This window comes from Mycolicibacterium llatzerense (genome assembly GCF_000878195.1).
Taxonomy (GTDB): domain Bacteria; phylum Actinomycetota; class Actinomycetes; order Mycobacteriales; family Mycobacteriaceae; genus Mycobacterium; species Mycobacterium llatzerense.
Genome location: NZ_JXST01000019.1, coordinates 95,433 through 114,066, shown reverse-complemented (window position 1 = coordinate 114,066; position 18,634 = coordinate 95,433). Strand labels below are relative to the sequence as shown.

Here is an 18,634-nt window from a genome sequence, read left to right as displayed (position 1 = left end):
CCAGCGCGCCAACGCCGGCTCTTGATCGGACCTACGGATATTCAGATCATCCTCGGGAAGGTGCGCCCTTTCCTACGCCACCCCCCGAGGCTCATCCACAGGTTCTGATCATTGCTCACCGTCAAGCCGGGAGACAGCTTCCGGGCGCATTGCCGGGAGTGGTTCGACGGCGCCATCCGCAATGACGACTCTGCCGAGGACATCCTCAACGCCCCGCTCAAGGGCGTGCACTGCCTGTCCGGACCGTTCGCGATCGAGGGGGCCGAACCGGGCGACCTGCTGATCGTCGACATCCTCGACGTCGGCCCGATTCCGCAGGAAGACTCGGGGCCGCTGGCGGGGCAGGGCTGGGGATACACCGGCATCTTCGCCAAGCAGAACGGCGGCGGATTCCTCACAGACCAGTTCCCCGATGCCTACAAGGCGATTTGGGACTTCTCCGGCCAGACGGCGACCTCACGGCACGTGCCCCGGGTGAAGTACACCGGCATCGTGCATCCCGGCCTGATGGGCACCGCACCGTCGGCGGCACTGCTGGCCAAGTGGAATGCCCGCGAGGGTGCATTGATCGCCACCGATCCCGACCGCGTCCCGCCGCTGGCATTGCCACCCGAACCCCAGGACGCGATCCTCGGTTCGTTGCAGGGCGACGCCTTCGCCAAAGCGGCCGCCGAGGCGGCCCGTACCGCGCCGCCGCGCGAGAACGGCGGAAACCAGGACATCAAGAACCTCACCAAGGGCAGCCGGGTGTTCTATCCGGTGTTCGTCCCCGGTGCGAACCTGTCGTTCGGCGATCTGCACTTCTCGCAGGGCGACGGCGAGATCACGTTCTGCGGGGCCATCGAGATGGGCGGATTCATGGACCTGCACGTGGATCTGATCAAGGGCGGCATGGACACCTACGGCGTGCATGAGAACGCCATATTCATGCCGGGCAACACCGACCCGCAGTACTCGGAATGGCTCGCCTTCTCGGGCACCTCGGTGACACTCGACGGCGAGCAGAAGTACCTCGACTCGGATCTGGCCTACCAGCGCGCATGTCTGCACGCGATCGACTACCTCACAAAATTTGGGTACAGCCCGGAGCAGGCCTACCTGCTGCTCGGGTCCGCACCCATCGAGGGGCGGCTCTCCGGAGTGGTGGACATCCCGAATTCCTGTGCGACGGTGTACATCCCGACGGCCATCTTCGACTTCCCGGTGGCGCCGTCGGCGTCCGGGCCGTACCAGATCGATCCCGGTATGGGTGCGCCACACGCCAGTTTCTGATCCCGCAGCCGACAGCCAGTTCCTCGATTTCCTTGGGGGACTGGCTGTTTGGCGGGTTCAGTCAGCCGCGGAGATCCGCCGGGGTGGCCGGTACCTGCAGGGCGCTCAGTAGTTCGGTCAGCGTGTCTGCCGGCAGTGAGCTTGCCGTGCACAGCGCGGTCAGCTGCTCGGACTTGCCCAGCCGCTCGCGGATCTGGCGGTACAACGAACCGCCCCGGCGGGTCTGGTAGACCAACACCCGTCGGCGATCCACCACATCGGCCTTGCGCAGCACCAGATTGTCGTCGACCATCCCGTCGACGAGCCGCGTCAGGCTGGGCCCGGGCAACAATGTCGCCTCGGCCAGCGCGGTCATCGGCTTTCCGACACCGCCCTCGAGCGCGGCCAGCACGTGCCACTGACGCACCGTCAAACCGGCCAGCTGCTCGGTCACGACGCGGTCGAGTTCGAAGGCGACCGACTTCACCAATCGAGCGAGTTCCTCGATGGTGTCGGCACGGCCGCCGGGCTTGATGTCCATGGTGGCGCCCAGCCTACCGTGATCGGAGCTGTCGTCTCGCCGTGAAACAGCGCTGATCGGCAGGTATGTTCAAGTGAATTCTGGTCACCCGGGCGATGGACGTAGTGGTCGTCGCGATCGGTGTGGCGTAGCTGGGTCGGTGTCCCGAGGTGAGGTGATGGTGGATCCGAGTTTTGCGACGATTCCCGTGCGCGCCGACCGGGATGTGGTCGATATCGCGCTCGTGGTGCCGTTGAGCGGACCCGCCGGGATGTTCGGGCCTTCGTGCGAGGCCAGCGCCGAGCTGGCCGCTGAGGACATCAACGCGGCCGGCGGCATCCTGGACCGGCCGGTCCGGATTCATCCGGTCGATGCCGGGGCGCCATTGAGTGATCTGGCCGACGAGCTGGGCCGCCTGGTTGCCCAGGACCGGATCGACGCCGTGGTGGGTTGGCACCTGTCGAATGCGCGGCGGGTCATCACTCCGCAGACGGCCGGACGGGTGCCCTATGTGTACACGACCTTCTACGAGGGCGGGGAGAGCACCGACGGCGTGTACATGGTGGGGGAAACCCCAGAGCAGCAACTGTTTCCGGCGTTGACGTGGTTGCGCGAGCACCTCGGGCTGAAACGTTGGTGCATCGTCGGAAACGACTACATCTGGCCGCGGCAGACAGCCCGAGTGACCAAGGAGTACATGTGGCGATCGGGCTTCGAATTCGTCGGTGAAGCCTTCGTTCCCTTGGGCGGGCGGGATTTTCGGCCGATGCTCGACGTCATCCGCCGCTCGGAGGCCGACGGTGTGTTGGTGTTGATGGTGGGTGCGGACAACGCGGCATTCAATCGCGCGTTCGCCAGAGCTGGTCTGGATCAGAGTGTCGTGCGCCTGTCGCTGATGATCGGTGAGGATGTGTTGTGCGCCAGCGGACGTGGGGCGACCACCGGCCTGTACACGGCATGCGGCTATTTCGAGAGCCTGCCCACCGAGGTGAACATGGGGTTCGGCTCGCACTATCAGCAGCGGTTCGGCGGCGCGGCCCCGGCGTTGAACAACATCGGTGAATCCTGTTATGAGGGACTGTTGTTGCTGACGGCGTTGGCGCAGACGGCCCGCAGCCTTGAGGTGGCCGCGATCGACCGGGCGCGCTCCAATGTCGCGTACCAGGGGCCGCGCGGTGAGGTGGTCATGCGTGGTGCTCATACCCGTCAACCGGTGTATCTCGCCAGCGCCGACGAACTCGAATTCGACGTGATCGTCGAGCTGACTCCATGACCGACGGTCATGACCCCGTCCGGCCAAGCGGGCGGGGTCATGACGGTTCATCAGCTCGACTGTGGTGTCGTCGCGGTTTTCAGTAGATCCACGCTCACCGAATCGTCGTATTCCTCCTTCTTGCACATGTCATGGCAGTCCTTGGTCAGGGTGCAGGTCAGCGAGGACACGGTGCCGTGATGAAAAGGGCAGTCGTGCACCATATCCGGCAGCTCGTACCGCTTCTGGTCGACCACGTCCAGCAGCGTCTGACCCGCCCACAGCGGCTCCTTCTCGATCTCCTCGCGCAGCGGATTGCGCCGCGCCAGGTAGTACTTGCCCTTGGTTGCGATGCAGATCAGCGGGGAGAGCACGAACGCCAACGTCAGCGCCAGGTACGGCGACCAGGCCGCGAGGAAATCGCCGAAAGCGTGATAGAAGGCCATGATCGAGAACACCGAACCCACCAGCATGGAGACGAATCCGACCGGATTGATGCTGTAGAGATAGGCACGCTTGAATTCGACGTAGGACGGGCTGAGCTTGAGCAGCGGCTTGTTGATCACCAGGTCGGCGACGATCGCGCCGACCCAGGCGATCGCGACGTTGGAGTAGAACCCCAGGATGGTGTTGAGCACGGTGAACATGTCGCTGAGCATCAGCGCCAACGCGATGGCGATGTGCAGACCGAGGTACACCACCCGGCCCGGGTGCACGTGCAGAACCCGGCTGAAGAAGTTCGACCACGACAACGAGCCCGAGTATGCGTTGGTGACGTTGATCTTCACCTGGGACAGCAACACCATCAGCGTCGCCAGTGCGAGGGCGGCGACATCGCTGTGGATGACCGAACCGAACCCGCCGAGGAACTGCTCGATGGGTTCTGTCGCGGCGGCGAAACCGACCTTGCCCGCGACGTAGAAAGCCAGGAAGGCGCCGCAAATCTGTTTGGCCGCACCGAGGATCACCCAGCCGGGTCCGGCCGCGAGGACCGCGCCCCACCATCGCAGTGGCGGTGTTTCCGACTTCTCGGGCATGAAGCGCAGATAGTCGACCTGCTCGCCGATCTGGGCGATGAGCGACAGTGCCACGCCGGCACCCGCACCGACTCCGATAGCGGTCACCTGCTCACTGCCGCCATTGCCTGCCCAGCTCAGGAACCCGTGGAAGCCCGCCGGATCCGCGGTCGCGATGAAGGCGATCGGAGCGACGAACAGGATCAGCCACAACGGCTGGGTCCAGACTTGAAACTTGGCCAGCGCTGTCATGCCGTAGAGCACGAGCGGAATGATGATCAGCGAGCCGATGATGTAGCCGACCGCCAGTGGAAGGCCGAACGCCAATTTCATCGCCTGTGCCATGATCGCGCCCTCGAGCGCAAAGAAGATGAAGCAGAAGCTGGCGTAGATGAGGCTGGTCAGGGTCGAACCGAAGTACCCGAAACCGGCTCCGCGAGTGAGCAAATCCATGTCGATGTTGTATTTGGCGGCGTAGTAGGCGATCGGGATGCCGGTGAGAAAGATGGTGACGGCGGCGACCAGGATCGCGACGACTGCGTTGGCCGCACCGTGGGTGACGGCGATCGAGGCCCCGATGGAGTAGTCGGCGAGGTAGGCGATGCCGCCCAGGGCGGCCACGGCACACGCCATCGGTGACCATTTACGAAAAGACTTGGGCGCGTAGCGAAGTGAGAAGTCCTCGATGTTGTCTTGGCTTGCCCAGGTGGCGAAGCGGGACCACGGGCCGACGCGCGCCCCGGCTATCGGATGGTCCTGAACTTCGTCTATGGATTGCTCGGTAGTCATGAAGCATGTCCTGTCGAATCCGTCGTAATCGCCAGTGCTGCAAGGCATCAGGCAAACAGGTCGAATGCGGGCGCCGATGACCGGACCGGTCCGCGACCTGCAGCAGCCGGGTCGGACGAAAGCTAACACCAATTACTTCCATATGGCACTAGTTCAAATGGAAAGTTACGCCGGGGAAACTAGGCGTTTACGCGGCGCGTTCAATGGTGCGCGAAGTCGGTGTCCGGACTCACAACGTGAAATCTGGGGGTAAGGCAGGCTGGTGGTACTGCTTGGTACCGTGGGTGCTATGACACGCATCAGCGCATTCGGTGACGACGCCCTCGGTGACCTCGACGCGGTCGGTGTCGCCGACGCGATCCGCGGCGGTGCGGTGTCGGCGGTCGAGGTGGTGCAGGCGGCGATCGCCCGTACCGAGAAGGCGCAGCCCGAACTGGGTGGCATGGCGTACGAAGCATTCGAGCAGGCAGTCGAAAAGGCAAGCGCACCAAGGCCGTTCGGAGGCTTCTTCGACGGTGTGCCGACGTTCATCAAGGACAACGTCGCGGTCCGCGGCTGGCCGACCATGCAAGGCGCCGACGCGTGGGCGCCCAGGCCGATGCCGGCGGACGGGGAATGGGCGCGCCTGTACCTGTCGACAGGGCTGGTGGCGCTCGGCAAGTCGCAGTTGTCGGAGTTCGGCTTCAGCGCCTCAGCTGAGCACCCTCGTCTCGGTCCGGTGCGCAATCCGTGGGACACCACGGTGACCGCGGGCGCGTCGTCGTCCGGGTCGGGTGCCTTCGTCGCAGCCGGCGTGGTGCCCATCGCGCACGCGAACGACGGTGGCGGTTCCATCCGAATCCCGGCTTCCTGCAACGGATTGGTCGGTCTCAAGCCCACGCGTGGCCGGCTGCCGCTGGACCGGGAGACCCGGATGCCGCTGCAGATCGTCGCCAACGGTGTCCTGACCCGCAGCGTCCGGGACACCGCGGCGTTCTACCGGGAGGCCGAGCGCGTCTACCGGAACCCGAAGCTGCCGGCGATCGGCGACGTCACCGCGCCCGGGCAGCGCCGGCTGCGCATCGCCGTGTGCACCAGCTCGATCGGCCGCGACGCCAGCCCCGAGATCCGGGAGCTGACCATGCAGACCGCGGCCCGGTTGGAACAGCTCGGCCACCGGGTCACCGAGATCGGCAACCCGGCGCCGGAGCGGTTCCGCGACGACTTCCTTTTGTACTGGGCCTTCCTGGCCTTCGCTTTGGTCCGCGGCGGAAAACACACCTTCGGGCCCAGCTTCGACCGCGCCAAGCTGGACAACCTGACCCTGGGGCTGGAACGGAAGGCGGCCCGCAACCTGCATCGGGTGCCGGCCGCCATCGCCCGGCTGGCCGCGTCGCGGCGCATCCCGGCGCGCCTGGCCCGAGACTATGACGTGGTGCTGACCCCGACCCTCAGCGAGGTCACGCCGCCGATCGGACACCTGGACCCGACTGCCGACTACGACCAGATCATCTCGCGACTGATCGACTGGGTCGGCTTCACGCCGCTGCAGAATGCCAGCGGAGCGCCGGCGGTTTCGCTGCCACTGACCCAGTCCGCCTCCGGATTGCCCGTCGGCATGATGTTCGGCGCGGCAGCGGGGCAGGAGGCCACGCTGCTGGCCTTGGCTTTCGAGCTCGAGCGGGAGATCGGATGGCCGTCGCTCGCGGCGCGCTGACCGTGCGCGGCGGACGGCGGCTACTTTTGCAGTACGGAAGCAGCGCCAACGGCCACCTCGCCGGCCAGCCAGCCTTATGCTGTCTCACAGGTTGCGTCAATTGGGGGTGTGCATGACTGTCGGGCCCGAGGATGGGGCGCAGAGGCAGCCGTGGAAAGCGTCGGCGCCAGGTACTGGGCCCGACCCCGTCCCGGGGGCCGGCCCGAGCATGCCGCCGGTGCCGCCGGCCGATCCCACACCGAATCCGACTCCGGCATTTCAGCCGAGTCCGCCACCGGAAGATCCCCAGGGTTCGGTCCGCTGGCAGGACCCGGCCACGGCCAAGCCGCGGCAGCCGACCATCGCCGAAGCCCGCGCCCGGGACAAGGCGCAGAAGGCGCGCGAAGCCGAAGAAGAGATCGAGCGGGTGAAGGCCGAAAAGGCCCGCAAGCGCGCGGCCACCGGCAAGAAAGTTCTCATCGGGTCGGCCGTCGGCGTCGGTGTGGTGGCTGTCGTTGCCGCCGGCTACGCGATCTTCCATCGCGACGACCAGATCAGCGCCTCCTGCGTCAAGGACGGCTCCAATGAAGTGGTGCCGGACAGCTACTGCAGCAGCGGGCACAGTTCGGGTGGCAGCACGTTCTTCTACGCCGGATCGTCGTACCGCTACTACTACGGCGGCTCCAACACCGGAGTCGGCAGCATCGCCCGCGGCGGCACGCTGACCCTACCGAAAGGCACTACGGCCACAACGAAATCCGGTACGTCGATTTCGAAGGGCGGCTCATCGGTGTCCCGCGGCGGCTTCGGCTCGTCGAGCAGTGGAAGCTCCGGTAGCTGATGCGTCGCGAACGCAGCACCCCGCGGCCGGGGTGGCAGAAGATCATCGCCGACCAGGGCATGTGCTTCGACACCCCCGCGGCGAGCGCCGACGGCAGCATGCGGCCCTACTGGGACGAGTCGGTGCACTACGTGTTCGAGATGGACGAGGTGCTCTCGATCGAGGCCTCGGTCGAGGTGCTGCATTCGATGTGCCTGGAGGCCGTCGAGAACGTGGTGCTGACCGAGCGCTACCGCGACTTCGGGCTCCCGGAGTGGAGCTGGCCGCACATCGAGAAGTCTTGGCGGCGTAGCGATCCGCACCTGTACGGCCGCTTCGATCTGCGCTACGACGGCCGCCGGCCCCCGGTGCTGCTGGAGTACAACGCCGATACCCCGACGTCGCTGCTCGAAGCCGCGATCCTGCAGTGGTACTGGAAGACCGACGTCTTTCCCGCCGACGACCAGTGGAACTCGCTGCACGAGAAACTGGTGGAACGGTGGAAGGAGATCCAGGATCAGTTGCCCGGCAACGAAGCCCACTTCACCTGGTCGTCGGCCGACACCAGCGGCGAGGACAACGTGACGCTGGCCTACCTGCAGGAGTGCGCCGCCGAGGCCGGACTGAACACCGTGGGCCTGGCCATCGAGCAGCTGGGCTGGGACCGGGATCTGAATCGGTTCGTCGACCTGGAAGAGGCGCCGATCTCGACGCTGTTCAAGCTCTATCCCTGGGAATGGGTCCTCGATGACGAATTCGGCAAGTACGCAGCCGAATCCCTGCCCGAGACCATGTGGATCGAGCCGCTGTGGAAGTCGCTGCTGAGCAACAAGGCCATCCTGGCGGTGTTGTGGGAGATGTACCCGGGGCACCCGAATCTGTTGCCGGCGTACATCGATGACCCGCACGAGCTGACTGAATACGTCCGCAAGCCCAAGCTGGGGCGTGAGGGCGCGAACGTCACGATCGTCGGCGCCGGATACGAAACCCAGACCGGCGGCGTGTACGGCGAAGAGGGCTACGTCTACCAGTTGCTCGACCCACTACCGCAATTCGACGACATGCGCCCCGCGTTGGGCGCGTGGATCGTCGGCGACGAATCGGCTGGACTCGGTATCCGAGAGACCTCGGGTCTGGTCACCGACAACGGCGCAGCCTTTGTGCCCCATCGCATCCCGCAGTGACCGGAAGGAAACGAACTTCATGACCCTCACCGCACTTGGCAACGACTACTGGTCGATCGTCGGACATGGCGCATCGGCGATCGCGCTGTACGCGATCGTCGGCGGTGCGCTGATGATCCTCGGCTTCTTCGTGATCGACTGGACCACGCCGGGGCCGTTGCGTGAACTGGTGCGCACCGGCCGGCCCAACGCCGCGGCGGTAGCCGCCTCCGGTGTGGTGTCGATGGCCTTCATCGTGGTGCTCGCCATCTACAGCTCGTCGGGTGACCTGGCGAGCGGCCTGATCAAGACCGTGGTCTTCGGCCTCGTCGGCATTGCCGCGCAGGCGCTTTCGGTGCGCCTGATCGGCGCCGTCAAGGGCCTCGACATCGGCGAGATGCTCGAGCAGGAGAAGTTTTCACCGATCGTGCTCGATGTGGCGGCCTCGTACCTGGCGTTCGGCCTGATCGTGGCTGCCGCGATTCTCTAGTCGCCGCTAGTCGGGCGGTAGCAGGCTGGTCAGCGTCTCGCGGAACTCCCGGCGCTGGGCGGCGGTCAGGCCGGCCAGCAGGGCGTCGTCGGCGGCGCGGATGCCGGCGACGGTCTTGCTCAGCAGGGTGCGGCCGGCCCGGGTCAGTTCGGTGGGCCGGGACCGTCCGGCGGCGACGGTCGACGGCCGGGTGATCAGTTCGCGGTCCTGTAGCGCGCGCACCACGATGTTCATCGCCTGTGGCGACACCCCGATGAAACGCGCCATCTCGGCATTCGACATGCCGGGCCGGTTGTCGACGATGCGCAGGCAGACGAACTGTGGGAACGTCAGGTCCAGCGGCTCAAGGACATCGGCCGTGATGTCGGCGCGCAGCGCGGTGGCGATGCGGTTGAGCAGATAGCCCAGGGGAGCGTCTTCACCTTCGAACATGTCAACTATATTGACATATATCAACAGCGTTGATAAACCGGAGGTATGACCAGACCGACTGATGCCATGTTCGAAAGCGCGTACCGCGGCGAGGCTCCCGAGATGGGCGCCCGGCCACCATGGAGCATCGGAACGCCGCAACCCGAGATCGCCGCGCTCATCGACGCGGGCAAGGTGCACGGCGAAGTGCTCGATGCCGGCTGCGGCGAGGCCGCCACCGCGATCTACCTGGCCGAGCGCGGCTTCACCACGGTCGGCCTGGACCAGTCGGCCACCGCCATCGAACTGGCCCGCGACGAAGCCGCCCGGCGCGGCGCGCACAGCGCCAGCTTCGAGGTCGCCGACATCAGTGACTTCACCGGATACGACGGCCGCTTCGGCACCATCATCGACAGCACGCTGTTCCACTCCATGCCCGTCGAGCTCCGTGACGGCTACCAGCGCTCGATCGTGCGGGCTGCCGCACCGGGCGCCACCTATATCGTTCTCGTCTTCGACCGCGGCGGCATGCCCGCCGGCCCGGCCAACCCGGTGACCGAGGAAGAGCTGCGCGATGTCGTCGGCAAGTACTGGGTGATCGACGACATCTCCCCGGCCCGCATTCACGGCAACATGCCGGCGGGCTTCGCGGCGCCCGGCGCCGACTCGGCGCCCGGCGCAGGCTTCGCCGCCCTCGACGTCAGGGACGAGCCGAGCGGACTCAAATCGGTTCGCGCGTGGTTGTTGCAGGCGCACCTGGGTTAGTCCGCACGCCGTCGGGTTCCACCCTCCTTGCCTCCGGCCCGATCGTCATGAGGCAGGATGGAGCCGCTGCCGATCGCCGGGGCAGCTGTGACATGTGGGGACCGAAGGAGTCTGATGGCCGAGGCAGACAACGGTGGCCAGGGTTTGATCCGGCCGGCTTATAAGCGGGTGCTGCTCAAGCTCGGTGGTGAGATGTTCGGTGGCGGCGCGGTGGGTCTGGACCCCGATGTCGTCGCTCTGGTCGCCCGGCAGATCGCCGAGGTGGTGCGGGCCGGCGCTCAGGTCGCGGTCGTGATCGGTGGCGGCAACTTCTTCCGCGGTGCGCAGTTGCAGCAGCGCGGTATGGAGCGCACCCGCAGCGACTACATGGGCATGCTCGGCACCGTGATGAACAGCCTTGCGCTGCAAGACTTCCTGCAGAAGGAAGGCATCGACACCCGCGTGCAGACCGCCATCACCATGGGGCAGGTCGCCGAGCCGTACATCCCGCTGCGCGCACGCCGGCACCTGGAGAAGGGGCGCGTGGTCATCTTCGGCGCCGGCATGGGCCTGCCGTACTTCTCCACCGACACCACCGCCGCGCAGCGCGCGTTGGAGATCGGTGCCGAGGTCGTCCTGATGGCCAAGGCCGTCGACGGTGTGTTCACCGCGGACCCGCGCCAGGTGCCCGACGCCCAGATGATCACCAGCATCACCCATCGCGAGGTGTTGGAACGCGACCTCAAGGTCGCCGATGCCACCGCGTTCAGCCTGTGCATGGACAATGGCATGCCGATGCTGGTCTTCAATCTGCTGACCGAAGGCAACATCGCGCGCGCGGTCGCGGGTGAGAAGATCGGAACGCTGGTCTCCAGCTAGAGCTGGGTGGCCGGGCGAGCGACGGGAGAATATGAAGTGATCGAGGAAACCCTCTTCGATGCCGAAGAGAAGATGGACAAGGCCGTCGCGGTGGCCCGTGATGACCTGGGGTCGATCCGCACCGGCCGGGCCAACCCCGGCATGTTCAACCGGATCAACATCGAGTACTACGGCTCGATGACGCCCATCACCCAGCTGGCGAGCATCAACGTCCCCGAGGCGCGCTTGGTGGTCATCAAGCCCTACGAGGCCAACCAGCTCAGGGCCATCGAGGACTCGATCCGGAACTCGGACCTCGGCGTCAACCCGAGCAACGACGGCACCGTCATCCGCATCTCCATCCCGCAGCTGACCGAGGAACGCCGCAAGGAACTCGTCAAGCAGGCCAAGGGCAAGGGCGAGGACGCCAAGGTGTCGGTGCGCAACATCCGTCGTAAGGCGATGGAGGAGCTGTCCCGGATCAAGAAGGACGGCGAGGCCGGCGAGGACGAAGTCGCGCGCGCCGAAAAGGATCTGGACAAGACCACCGCCACCTACACGACTCAGATCGACGAGTTGGTCAAGCACAAGGAAGGCGAGCTGCTGGAGGTCTGACGACCTTCCAGCTGTCCGCATCCACACAGTCGTGGCCACCGAAACCGCCCCCACCGGGGAGCCCAAGAAGTCCTCGCGCGCCGGGCGCAACCTGCCCGCCGCCATCTCCGTCGGCGCCGTCCTGGGCGGCACCGTCATCGCCACCCTGCTGTTCGTCCCGCAGCTGTGGGTGGCGCTGGTGGCGCTCGCCGTCGCCCTGGCCACCCACGAGGTGGTGCGCCGGCTGCGCGAAGGCGGTTACGCCGTCCCGGTGATTCCGCTGCTGATCGGTGGCCAGGCGATGATCTGGCTGACCGTGCCCTTCCGGGAAGCCGGGGCGCTGGGTGCGTTCGGCGCCACGGTCGCGCTGTGCCTGATCTGGCGGCTGCTGTCGGGCGGTCTGAAAGCCGCGCCGGTCAACTACACGCGCGACGTCTCGGTGACGATCTTCCTGGCCGCCTGGGTGCCGCTGTTCGGCGCCTTCACGGCGCTGCTCATCTATCCGCACCAGGGCGGCTACCACGAAGGCGCCATGCAGGTGTTCTGCATGATGCTGGGCGTCGTGGCCTCCGATATCGGCGGCTACACCGCGGGCGTGCTGTTCGGCAAGCATCCGATGGTGCCGGCGATCAGCCCGAAGAAGTCCTGGGAGGGCTTCAGCGGATCACTGCTGTTCAGCATCATCGTCTCGGTGCTGTCGGTGCACTACCTGGCCGACCGGCCGCTGTGGGTCGGCGTGCCGCTCGGCATCATGCTCGTCATCACCGGCACCCTCGGCGACCTGGTCGAATCTCAGGTCAAACGCGATCTCGGGATCAAGGACATGGGCACTCTGCTGCCTGGTCACGGCGGTCTGATGGACCGGATCGATTCGATTCTGCCGTCTGCAGTGGCGGCGTGGCTGGTGCTGGAGTTGCTGGCCTGACGGTCCGCGCCACGGCGCGCGAATTGAGCCAGCAGGCCAGCGCGCCGAGCACCAGGCCGACCACCACACCGAGGTCGGGCCGTTGGCCCAGCAGCAGCCAGGACAGCACGCCGGCGATCGCCGGGATGACGGCGAACAGCATGGCCACCGCGGCGGCGCCGTAGCGATCGATTGCCCGCACGTACAGCGTCATGCACAACGTGGCGTTGAACAGCACCACCGCGCCGACCGCGAGGACGGCGGTGTGCAGGTTGGTCACCGTCCACGGCATGACGGCGGCCAGGACCGCCACGGGAAGCAACGACGCCGCGTTCTGCAGCGCCGCGGTGGCGCGGAAATCCACGCCACGGCAGAACCGCTGCTGATAGACGCCGCCCGCGGCCAGGGCCAGCAGCGAGACGACCAGCAGCACGATCACCGCGTCGACCCCGCCGACCATCAGCAGCCGCTGGGCACACGCGGCGAGCACCGCCAGCGCACCCAGGACCAGGGCGACGACGCGCATCGGCGTCAGCCGTTCGCCCAGGAACACGGCAGCGAGCAGGGCCGTGGCGACGGGGTTCATCGAGATGACCACGGCGCCCAGCACCGCGGGAGCGCCGTGCATCAGCGCCAGGTACAGGCAGATGAACTGCACAGCCTGGGTGAGCAGACCACTGATCACCACGTGCACCAGTCGGGTACCAGTGGGCCATTTCACACGCGCCGCCAGTGCCCATGTGGTCAGGATCGCGGCCGCCAGACCGAATCGGAACACCAGCGTCGCCATGGGCGCCAGGGCCGAAACAGCAAGGGCGCCAATGGGATAACCCAGTGCGTAGACGAAGGCCAGAAGCGACGCGGGACGGGGTGGCATGGGGCCATGGTGAGTGGTCGGCGGCGCCAGGTCCAACGATTTTCGTCTGCAGGGGCGAGTCGGTGCGATACTGAAGCCCGTTATGGCCGTTTCCCTTCCTCTGGTTTTCGAAGCACCGCGCCGCGGCATGCCGCCGCGGCACCTTGCCGACCTCGACGCCGACGGCCGCGCCTCGGCCGTCGCCGAGCTGGGATTGCCGAAATTCCGGGCCAAGCAGCTGGCCAATCAGTACTACGGCCGGCTGATCGCCGACCCGCACGAGATGACCGATCTGCCCGCCGCGGTGCGCGATCAGGTGGCCTCGGCGCTGTTCCCCGACCTCATCTCGCCGGTGAAACAGATTCAGTGCGACGCGGGGGAGACGCGCAAGACCCTGTGGCGCGCGGTCGACGGTACGACGTTCGAATCGGTCCTGATGCGCTACCCACAGCGCAACACCGTCTGCATTTCGTCGCAGGCCGGCTGTGGCATGGCCTGCCCGTTCTGCGCCACCGGACAGGGCGGTCTGCAGCGCAATCTGTCGACCGCCGAAATCCTGGAGCAGGTGCGCGCGGCGTCGGCCGCGATGCGTAACGAGCACGACGGCCGGCTGTCCAACATCGTCTTCATGGGCATGGGGGAGCCGCTGGCCAACTACAACCGGGTGGTGGCCGCCGTCCGTCGGATCACCGCGGCACCGCCGGAGGGCTTCGGTATCAGCGCCCGCTCGGTGACGGTCTCGACCGTCGGGCTGGCGCCGGCGATCCGCAAACTCGCCGACGAGAAGCTCGGTGTGACGCTGGCGCTGTCACTGCACACCCCCGACGACGAGTTGCGTGACACCCTGGTGCCGGTCAACAACCGGTGGAAGGTCTCCGAAGTCCTCGACGCCGCACGGTATTACGCCGACGTGACCGGTCGCCGGGTCTCGGTGGAGTACGCACTGATCCGTGATGTCAACGATCAGCCTTGGCGGGCAGACCTTTTGGGCAAGAAGCTGCGTAACAAGCTGGGCCCGTTGGTGCACGTGAACCTGATCCCCTTGAACCCGACCCCGGGCAGCGAGTGGGACGCGAGTCCGAAGCCCGTCGAGCGGGAGTTCGTGCGCCGGGTGCAGGCCGCCGGTGTGTCATGCACGGTGCGCGACACCCGCGGTCGTGAAATCGCCGCTGCGTGTGGGCAATTGGCGGCTGAAGGCTAGCTGCTCGGCTCGCGTAGGCCGACGGCATGGCGCAGTTGCGCCAGCAACTGGTCGGTGTCGTCACTGCGGACCAGGTAGTGCGATATCGCGATCCGGATGGCGGTGGCCGCCTTCAGTTCGGCGTTCGGTCCGGAGAGCAGTTTCTGCAGACGGTTCCGCATGATCGGGAGGACGTTCGGCAGCTGGGCGAGCACGACTTCGGGTTCGATGTCGATGACGCGCACACCGGAATAGGTCTTCTGGTACCGCACGATGAATTGCAGTGCGGCATCGAGCTTTTCGTTGCCCCGCAGCCCTTCGGTGGCCGCGCTCATGCCGTCGACGAACAATTCGCGTTCGTACCGCCCGAATGATTCGAGCAGCGCCTCCTTGGAAGCGAACCAGCGGTACAGCGTTGGGCGGGAAACCCCCGCCTGCATGGCGACCTCGGACAGGCTGAGTTTGGCTTGTCCCTGACGGGCAAGCACTTCCGCGGTTGCCACCAGGATTCGGCTCGGGGTCGAGGCGTCCTCGACGGAGCTGCCCTCGGGGCTCGCGGTACTGTCCACGATACCGATGGTACTACCCGGTAACTTAGTCGACGGTTCCGGTGAGCCCGAGTTCGGCCAGCGCCTTGCGGGTGGAATCTGCCAGTGCCGCTTTGGTGTTCGTCTCGCCCGGTTCCCACGCGGTGACCGTCACGATCATCGACGTCGGGGTCTGGCACAACACCAGGAACAGGTGACCGTTGAGCCGTTCGAGGTCCACCGGCGTAAGTCCCGGTTCGACCAGGCGGGCGTGGAAATTGTCGGCGTCGGTGCCGTCGGGCCGGTTGAACGCGGGGGGGAACAGGCCCAGGTTCGAGCAGCCGATGGGCTTGCCGACCTTGAGCACCATCTTCTCCAGCCGTCGCACCGCGAACTTGGGCACCAGGGGAGTGAGCGGAAGGGGCGTGAGCATCATTCGGGTCCACTCGTCGACACCGGCGAGCTCGTGCTTGATGTCGCCCCGCAGTTCGCTCAGGTCGGTGCTGACCTTCTCGGGGTCCGCCATCACGGTGATGGTGCTGAGCGCGTTGCCCCGGGTGTCGCCCTCGGTGCGGATGTTGACGGGAAACGAGAGCATGGCCCGGCCGTCGTCGCCCAGCCGGCCCACCACCTGCCCGACCCGGGCGCCGAGTGCGGCGAACAGCACATTGCTGGTCCCGCCAAGGGCTTTCGCGCGCTGGTGCCACTCGTCGATGTCGATGTGGATGGTGACGAACGGCGGCGTCACCGGCGTGGCGATCCCGCTGGACACCGCCGCCGTCACCGATTTGGCCGACGCCGCGAGGTCGCCCTTCTGATCGCGAGCGATCTTGGCGGCCCCGACCACGGCCTTGAACCAACTGGGTACCGAGCGCACTGTCTGGCGGAGGTCTTCGCGCAGTGCCTCGCGCCGGGTCCGGGATGCGGGTATCGGGTAGCCGAGGTCGCGGGGTTCGCCGTTGACCGCGTCGGCGACGGCTTCGGCAATGGCCAGGCCGTCCCCGACGGTGTGCGACACCACGAGCGACACGGCCGCGCCGCCGCCTTCGAGCTGCTGCACGCCCAGGTGCCAGGGCGGGCCATGCTCCGGGTCCACCGGGATGTAGGCGCGTTCGTTGACCCAGTCGTTCAGCTCGGTGACGGGTCGCGTCCCGGTGGCGATGTCGAGGCCCAGCGGTCCGGTCGAGCGGACCCACCGGTGCCGCCCGAACGGCAGCGGCGACCGTTCGATCCGGCGGCCCAACAGGCCGCCGCTACCCAGATTGCGGTGCAGGCGGCGCAGGCCATCCAGGTCGATGGGATGTTCGTAGATCCAGGTGTATTGGATGAGCGGGCCACGGCCCAGCGCCCGTAAGCCGGTAAAGGAGGCTTGGTCTCCCAGGTCGATTGTGTTGTCGGCTACGGCCATGGCGCGAATGTTACCGAGCCCACGCACTTTCGCTTCGCGAGCCTGTGCGTTGTCTGGCAAAAGCTGATCTGGTGAATCTGTCGGGCGGGCCCGGCGCGCTATGATGGATTGAGAATTTACGCAATCCATCAATTAGGGGTGCAGCAAAATGGTCGACAGCGTGCTCGACGGTCCCGAACGGCCGCTGTACGAGATCAAGGCGAACCTCTTCAAAGCGCTCGCGCATCCGGCCCGTATCAGAGTGCTGGAGATCCTGTCGACCTCAGATGGCCCGACGCCGGTGAGCGACATCCTCGCGGCCAGCGATATCGAACCGACGCTGCTCTCGCAGCATCTGGCCGTGCTCAAACGTCATCGTGTGGTCAGCGGGTATCGGGCCGGCAACGCGGTGTACTACACGTTGGCGCATCCGAAGATCGCCGAACTTTTGCTCATCGCGCGAACGTTCCTCGCCGATACCCTTGCCGCGCAACGTGATCAGCTCGATGCCGTCAACGCACTGCCGCCGATCGGCACCAGCCGATGACCAAGGTCGCCGGCGACCGCATCACCCGGTTGTTGCCGTCGCGCAAGGACTATGCCGGCCTGAGGCACTCGTGGCGGCGTGATGTCCTTGCCGGGGTGACGGTCGGGGTCGTCGCGTTGCCGCTCGCGCTGGCGTTCGGCATCAGTTCGGGTGTCGGCGCGGCGGCCGGTCTGGTCACCGCGGTCGTGGCTGGCCTGGTGGCCGCGGTGTTCGGCGGATCGCATGTTCAGGTATCGGGGCCGACCGGGGCGATGACGGTGGTACTGGCGCCGATCGTGGCCCAGTACGGACTGGGCAGCGTCGCCGCCGTCACCATCCTGGCCGGGGTCATCGTCGTGGTGGCCGGCATCACCGGCGTTGGGCGCGCGGTGACCTTCATTCCGTGGCCGGTCATCGAAGGATTCACCCTCGGCATCGCCGTCATCATTTTTCTGCAGCAGGTCCCGGCCGCATTCGGGCAGGCGGCACCCGCCGGGCGGTCCCCGCTGGTGGCCACAGGCCTGGTCGTCTCGCACCTCGACGTGGGGGCAGCATGGCCGGCCCTCCTCGTCACGGTGTTGGTGGCAGCCCTGATGATCGTGCTGCCCAGGCTGCACCCCGCGGTGCCTGCGTCGTTGGTGGCGGTTGTCGCGGCTACCGCCTTGGTCGTGGGCACTGGATTGCCGGCAGCCCGGATCGGCGCGCTCCCTTCGCGATTGCCCACACCGGTATGGCCACACGCTGATCTGGCGGTGTTGCACTCTCTGTTCGGTGCGGCACTGGCGATCGCCGCACTGGCCGCGATCGAGTCACTGCTGTCGGCGCGGGTCGCGGCGACGATGTCCCCGACCGGGCCCTACGACCCGAACCGGGAACTGGTGGGCCAGGGACTGGCTTCGGTCGCCTCCGGGATGTTCGGCGGCATGCCGGCCACCGGGGCCATTGCCCGCACCGCGGTCAACGTACGCTCCGGCGCGCGGACCCGCGTCGCGGCGATCGTGCACTCGGTGGTGCTGCTGGCCGTGGTCTACCTGGTCAGCGGACTGGTCGGGACCATCCCGCTGGCGGCGCTGTCGGCGGTGTTGATGGTGACGGCGTTCCGGATGATCTCACCGCACACGGTCACGCGGATTCTGCGGTCCACGCGTTCGGACGCGGTGACTTTTCTGCTGACCGCGACTGTCACTGTCTGTTTCGACCTGATCCAGGCCGTCGAGATCGGTGTCGCGGCAACGGCGTTGTTTGCGCTGCGTGCGCTGGCCCGGCGCAGCAGCGTCACGCGCGAGGATCTGCCGGGACCCTACGTGCCCGGCGACGAACGCATCGCCCTGCTGCGGCTCGACGGGGCAATGTTTTTCGGTGCGGCCGAACGGATTTCGACCGCGATCACCGATGGTCACCATGCCGAGACGGAGGTCGTCATCATCAGGCTGTCGCAACTCGGCATGCTCGATGCCACGGGTGCGCACACCCTGACGCAGATCGTGGAAGATCTTGAGTCACGGGGCATCACCGTGATCATCAAAGGTGTCCGGCCCGAGCACCGAGACCTCCTCGCAGGTGTCGGCACCATCGACTCCCTGCGTCATGAGAACCACCTCATCGAGACGCTGGACGATGCCATCGCCCATGCCCGCAGCCACACCATCAAGTAGCGCTTCGAAAACCCAG

Annotated in this window: 18 protein-coding genes and 1 pseudogene; 13 read left to right on the top strand and 6 right to left on the bottom strand. The window is 66.5% G+C overall.

What is annotated here, in order from left to right; translation table 11 throughout:
* Window positions 1-114: 114 nt before the first annotated feature.
* Window positions 115-1,272 (top strand): annotated as a pseudogene (gene fmdA, locus TL10_RS15045) (formamidase); the annotation flags it as partial.
* A 61-nt stretch (window positions 1,273-1,333) separates the two neighbouring features.
* On the opposite strand, the gene TL10_RS15040 reads toward fmdA, so the two are convergent.
* A complete protein-coding gene (locus TL10_RS15040) occupies window positions 1,334-1,792 on the bottom strand; it encodes a MarR family winged helix-turn-helix transcriptional regulator (protein WP_043986202.1) in 459 nt (152 codons plus the stop codon).
* Between the two features lie 157 nt (window positions 1,793-1,949).
* Between TL10_RS15040 and TL10_RS15035 the strand changes: the two genes are divergently transcribed.
* Window positions 1,950-3,044: a substrate-binding domain-containing protein gene (locus TL10_RS15035; RefSeq protein WP_043986221.1), complete on the top strand. Its 1,095-nt coding sequence runs from the start codon at window positions 1,950-1,952 to the stop codon at window positions 3,042-3,044.
* 50 nt (window positions 3,045-3,094) lie between these two features.
* Here the strand turns inward: TL10_RS15035 and TL10_RS15030 are convergent, their stop codons facing one another.
* The gene (locus tag TL10_RS15030; RefSeq protein WP_052506422.1) at window positions 3,095-4,828 is read right to left on the bottom strand and encodes a purine-cytosine permease family protein; all 1,734 of its coding nucleotides are present in this window, start codon (window positions 4,826-4,828) and stop codon (window positions 3,095-3,097) included.
* A 289-nt stretch (window positions 4,829-5,117) separates the two neighbouring features.
* Between TL10_RS15030 and TL10_RS15025 the strand changes: the two genes are divergently transcribed.
* The 4 genes from TL10_RS15025 to TL10_RS15010 all read left to right on the top strand — a co-directional run bounded on the left by TL10_RS15025 (window position 5,118) and on the right by TL10_RS15010 (window position 8,976).
* On the top strand, window positions 5,118-6,524 hold the full coding sequence (locus tag TL10_RS15025; RefSeq protein WP_043986201.1) for an amidase: 1,407 nt from the start codon (window positions 5,118-5,120) through the stop codon (window positions 6,522-6,524).
* 208 nt (window positions 6,525-6,732) lie between these two features.
* The gene (locus TL10_RS31705; protein WP_043986200.1) at window positions 6,733-7,344 is read left to right on the top strand and encodes a hypothetical protein; all 612 of its coding nucleotides are present in this window, start codon (window positions 6,733-6,735) and stop codon (window positions 7,342-7,344) included.
* Entirely contained in the window at window positions 7,344-8,507 is a 1,164-nt protein-coding gene (locus TL10_RS15015) for a glutathionylspermidine synthase family protein (RefSeq protein WP_043393623.1), read from the top strand. The genes TL10_RS31705 and TL10_RS15015 overlap by 1 nt, the downstream gene beginning before the upstream one ends.
* A gap of 19 nt (window positions 8,508-8,526) precedes the next feature.
* Window positions 8,527-8,976: a DUF350 domain-containing protein gene (locus tag TL10_RS15010; protein WP_043393626.1), complete on the top strand. Its 450-nt coding sequence runs from the start codon at window positions 8,527-8,529 to the stop codon at window positions 8,974-8,976.
* A 6-nt stretch (window positions 8,977-8,982) separates the two neighbouring features.
* Here the strand turns inward: TL10_RS15010 and TL10_RS15005 are convergent, their stop codons facing one another.
* Window positions 8,983-9,408 (bottom strand): MarR family winged helix-turn-helix transcriptional regulator, encoded by a 426-nt coding sequence (locus TL10_RS15005; RefSeq protein WP_043393628.1) that lies wholly within the window; start codon window positions 9,406-9,408, stop codon window positions 8,983-8,985.
* A gap of 45 nt (window positions 9,409-9,453) precedes the next feature.
* Here TL10_RS15005 and TL10_RS15000 point away from each other — a divergent pair, with 45 nt between their 5' ends.
* The 4 genes from TL10_RS15000 (at window position 9,454) to TL10_RS14985 (ending at window position 12,508) form a co-directional block, all read left to right on the top strand.
* Entirely contained in the window at window positions 9,454-10,152 is a 699-nt protein-coding gene (locus tag TL10_RS15000; protein ID WP_043986199.1) for a class I SAM-dependent methyltransferase, read from the top strand.
* Window positions 10,153-10,266: 114 nt separating this feature from the next.
* On the top strand, window positions 10,267-11,010 hold the full coding sequence (gene pyrH / locus TL10_RS14995; protein ID WP_043393633.1) for a UMP kinase: 744 nt from the start codon (window positions 10,267-10,269) through the stop codon (window positions 11,008-11,010).
* A gap of 36 nt (window positions 11,011-11,046) precedes the next feature.
* Entirely contained in the window at window positions 11,047-11,604 is a 558-nt protein-coding gene (frr, locus tag TL10_RS14990; RefSeq protein WP_043393636.1) for a ribosome recycling factor, read from the top strand.
* A 31-nt stretch (window positions 11,605-11,635) separates the two neighbouring features.
* Window positions 11,636-12,508, top strand: a complete 873-nt coding sequence (locus tag TL10_RS14985) for a phosphatidate cytidylyltransferase (RefSeq protein ID WP_043393639.1) — start codon at window positions 11,636-11,638, stop codon at window positions 12,506-12,508.
* Here TL10_RS14985 and TL10_RS14980 read toward each other — a convergent pair.
* Window positions 12,399-13,364 carry a DMT family transporter gene (locus tag TL10_RS14980; protein WP_082067953.1) on the bottom strand — a complete coding sequence of 322 codons (966 nt, stop codon included), beginning with the start codon at window positions 13,362-13,364 and terminating at the stop codon, window positions 12,399-12,401. The two genes, TL10_RS14985 and TL10_RS14980, sit on opposite strands and share 110 nt — an antisense overlap.
* An 82-nt stretch (window positions 13,365-13,446) precedes the next feature.
* On the opposite strand from TL10_RS14980, the gene rlmN reads away from it, so the two are divergent.
* Window positions 13,447-14,544 (top strand): dual-specificity RNA methyltransferase RlmN, encoded by a 1,098-nt coding sequence (rlmN, locus tag TL10_RS14975; RefSeq protein WP_043393645.1) that lies wholly within the window; start codon window positions 13,447-13,449, stop codon window positions 14,542-14,544.
* On the opposite strand, the gene TL10_RS14970 is transcribed toward rlmN, so the two are convergent.
* Window positions 14,541-15,092, bottom strand: coding sequence for a TetR/AcrR family transcriptional regulator (locus TL10_RS14970; RefSeq protein WP_043393646.1), 552 nt, complete (start codon window positions 15,090-15,092; stop codon window positions 14,541-14,543). The genes rlmN and TL10_RS14970 overlap by 4 nt on opposite strands.
* 25 nt (window positions 15,093-15,117) lie before the next feature.
* Window positions 15,118-16,458, bottom strand: a complete 1,341-nt coding sequence (locus tag TL10_RS14965) for a wax ester/triacylglycerol synthase domain-containing protein (protein ID WP_043986196.1) — start codon at window positions 16,456-16,458, stop codon at window positions 15,118-15,120.
* 148 nt (window positions 16,459-16,606) lie between these two features.
* Here TL10_RS14965 and TL10_RS14960 point away from each other — a divergent pair, with 148 nt between their 5' ends.
* Entirely contained in the window at window positions 16,607-16,984 is a 378-nt protein-coding gene (locus TL10_RS14960) for an ArsR/SmtB family transcription factor (protein ID WP_043986194.1), read from the top strand.
* Window positions 16,981-18,618, top strand: a complete 1,638-nt coding sequence (locus TL10_RS14955) for a SulP family inorganic anion transporter (RefSeq protein WP_043986193.1) — start codon at window positions 16,981-16,983, stop codon at window positions 18,616-18,618. Before TL10_RS14960 ends, TL10_RS14955 begins: the two co-directional genes overlap by 4 nt.
* The last annotated feature ends 16 nt before the right edge of the window (window positions 18,619-18,634 follow it).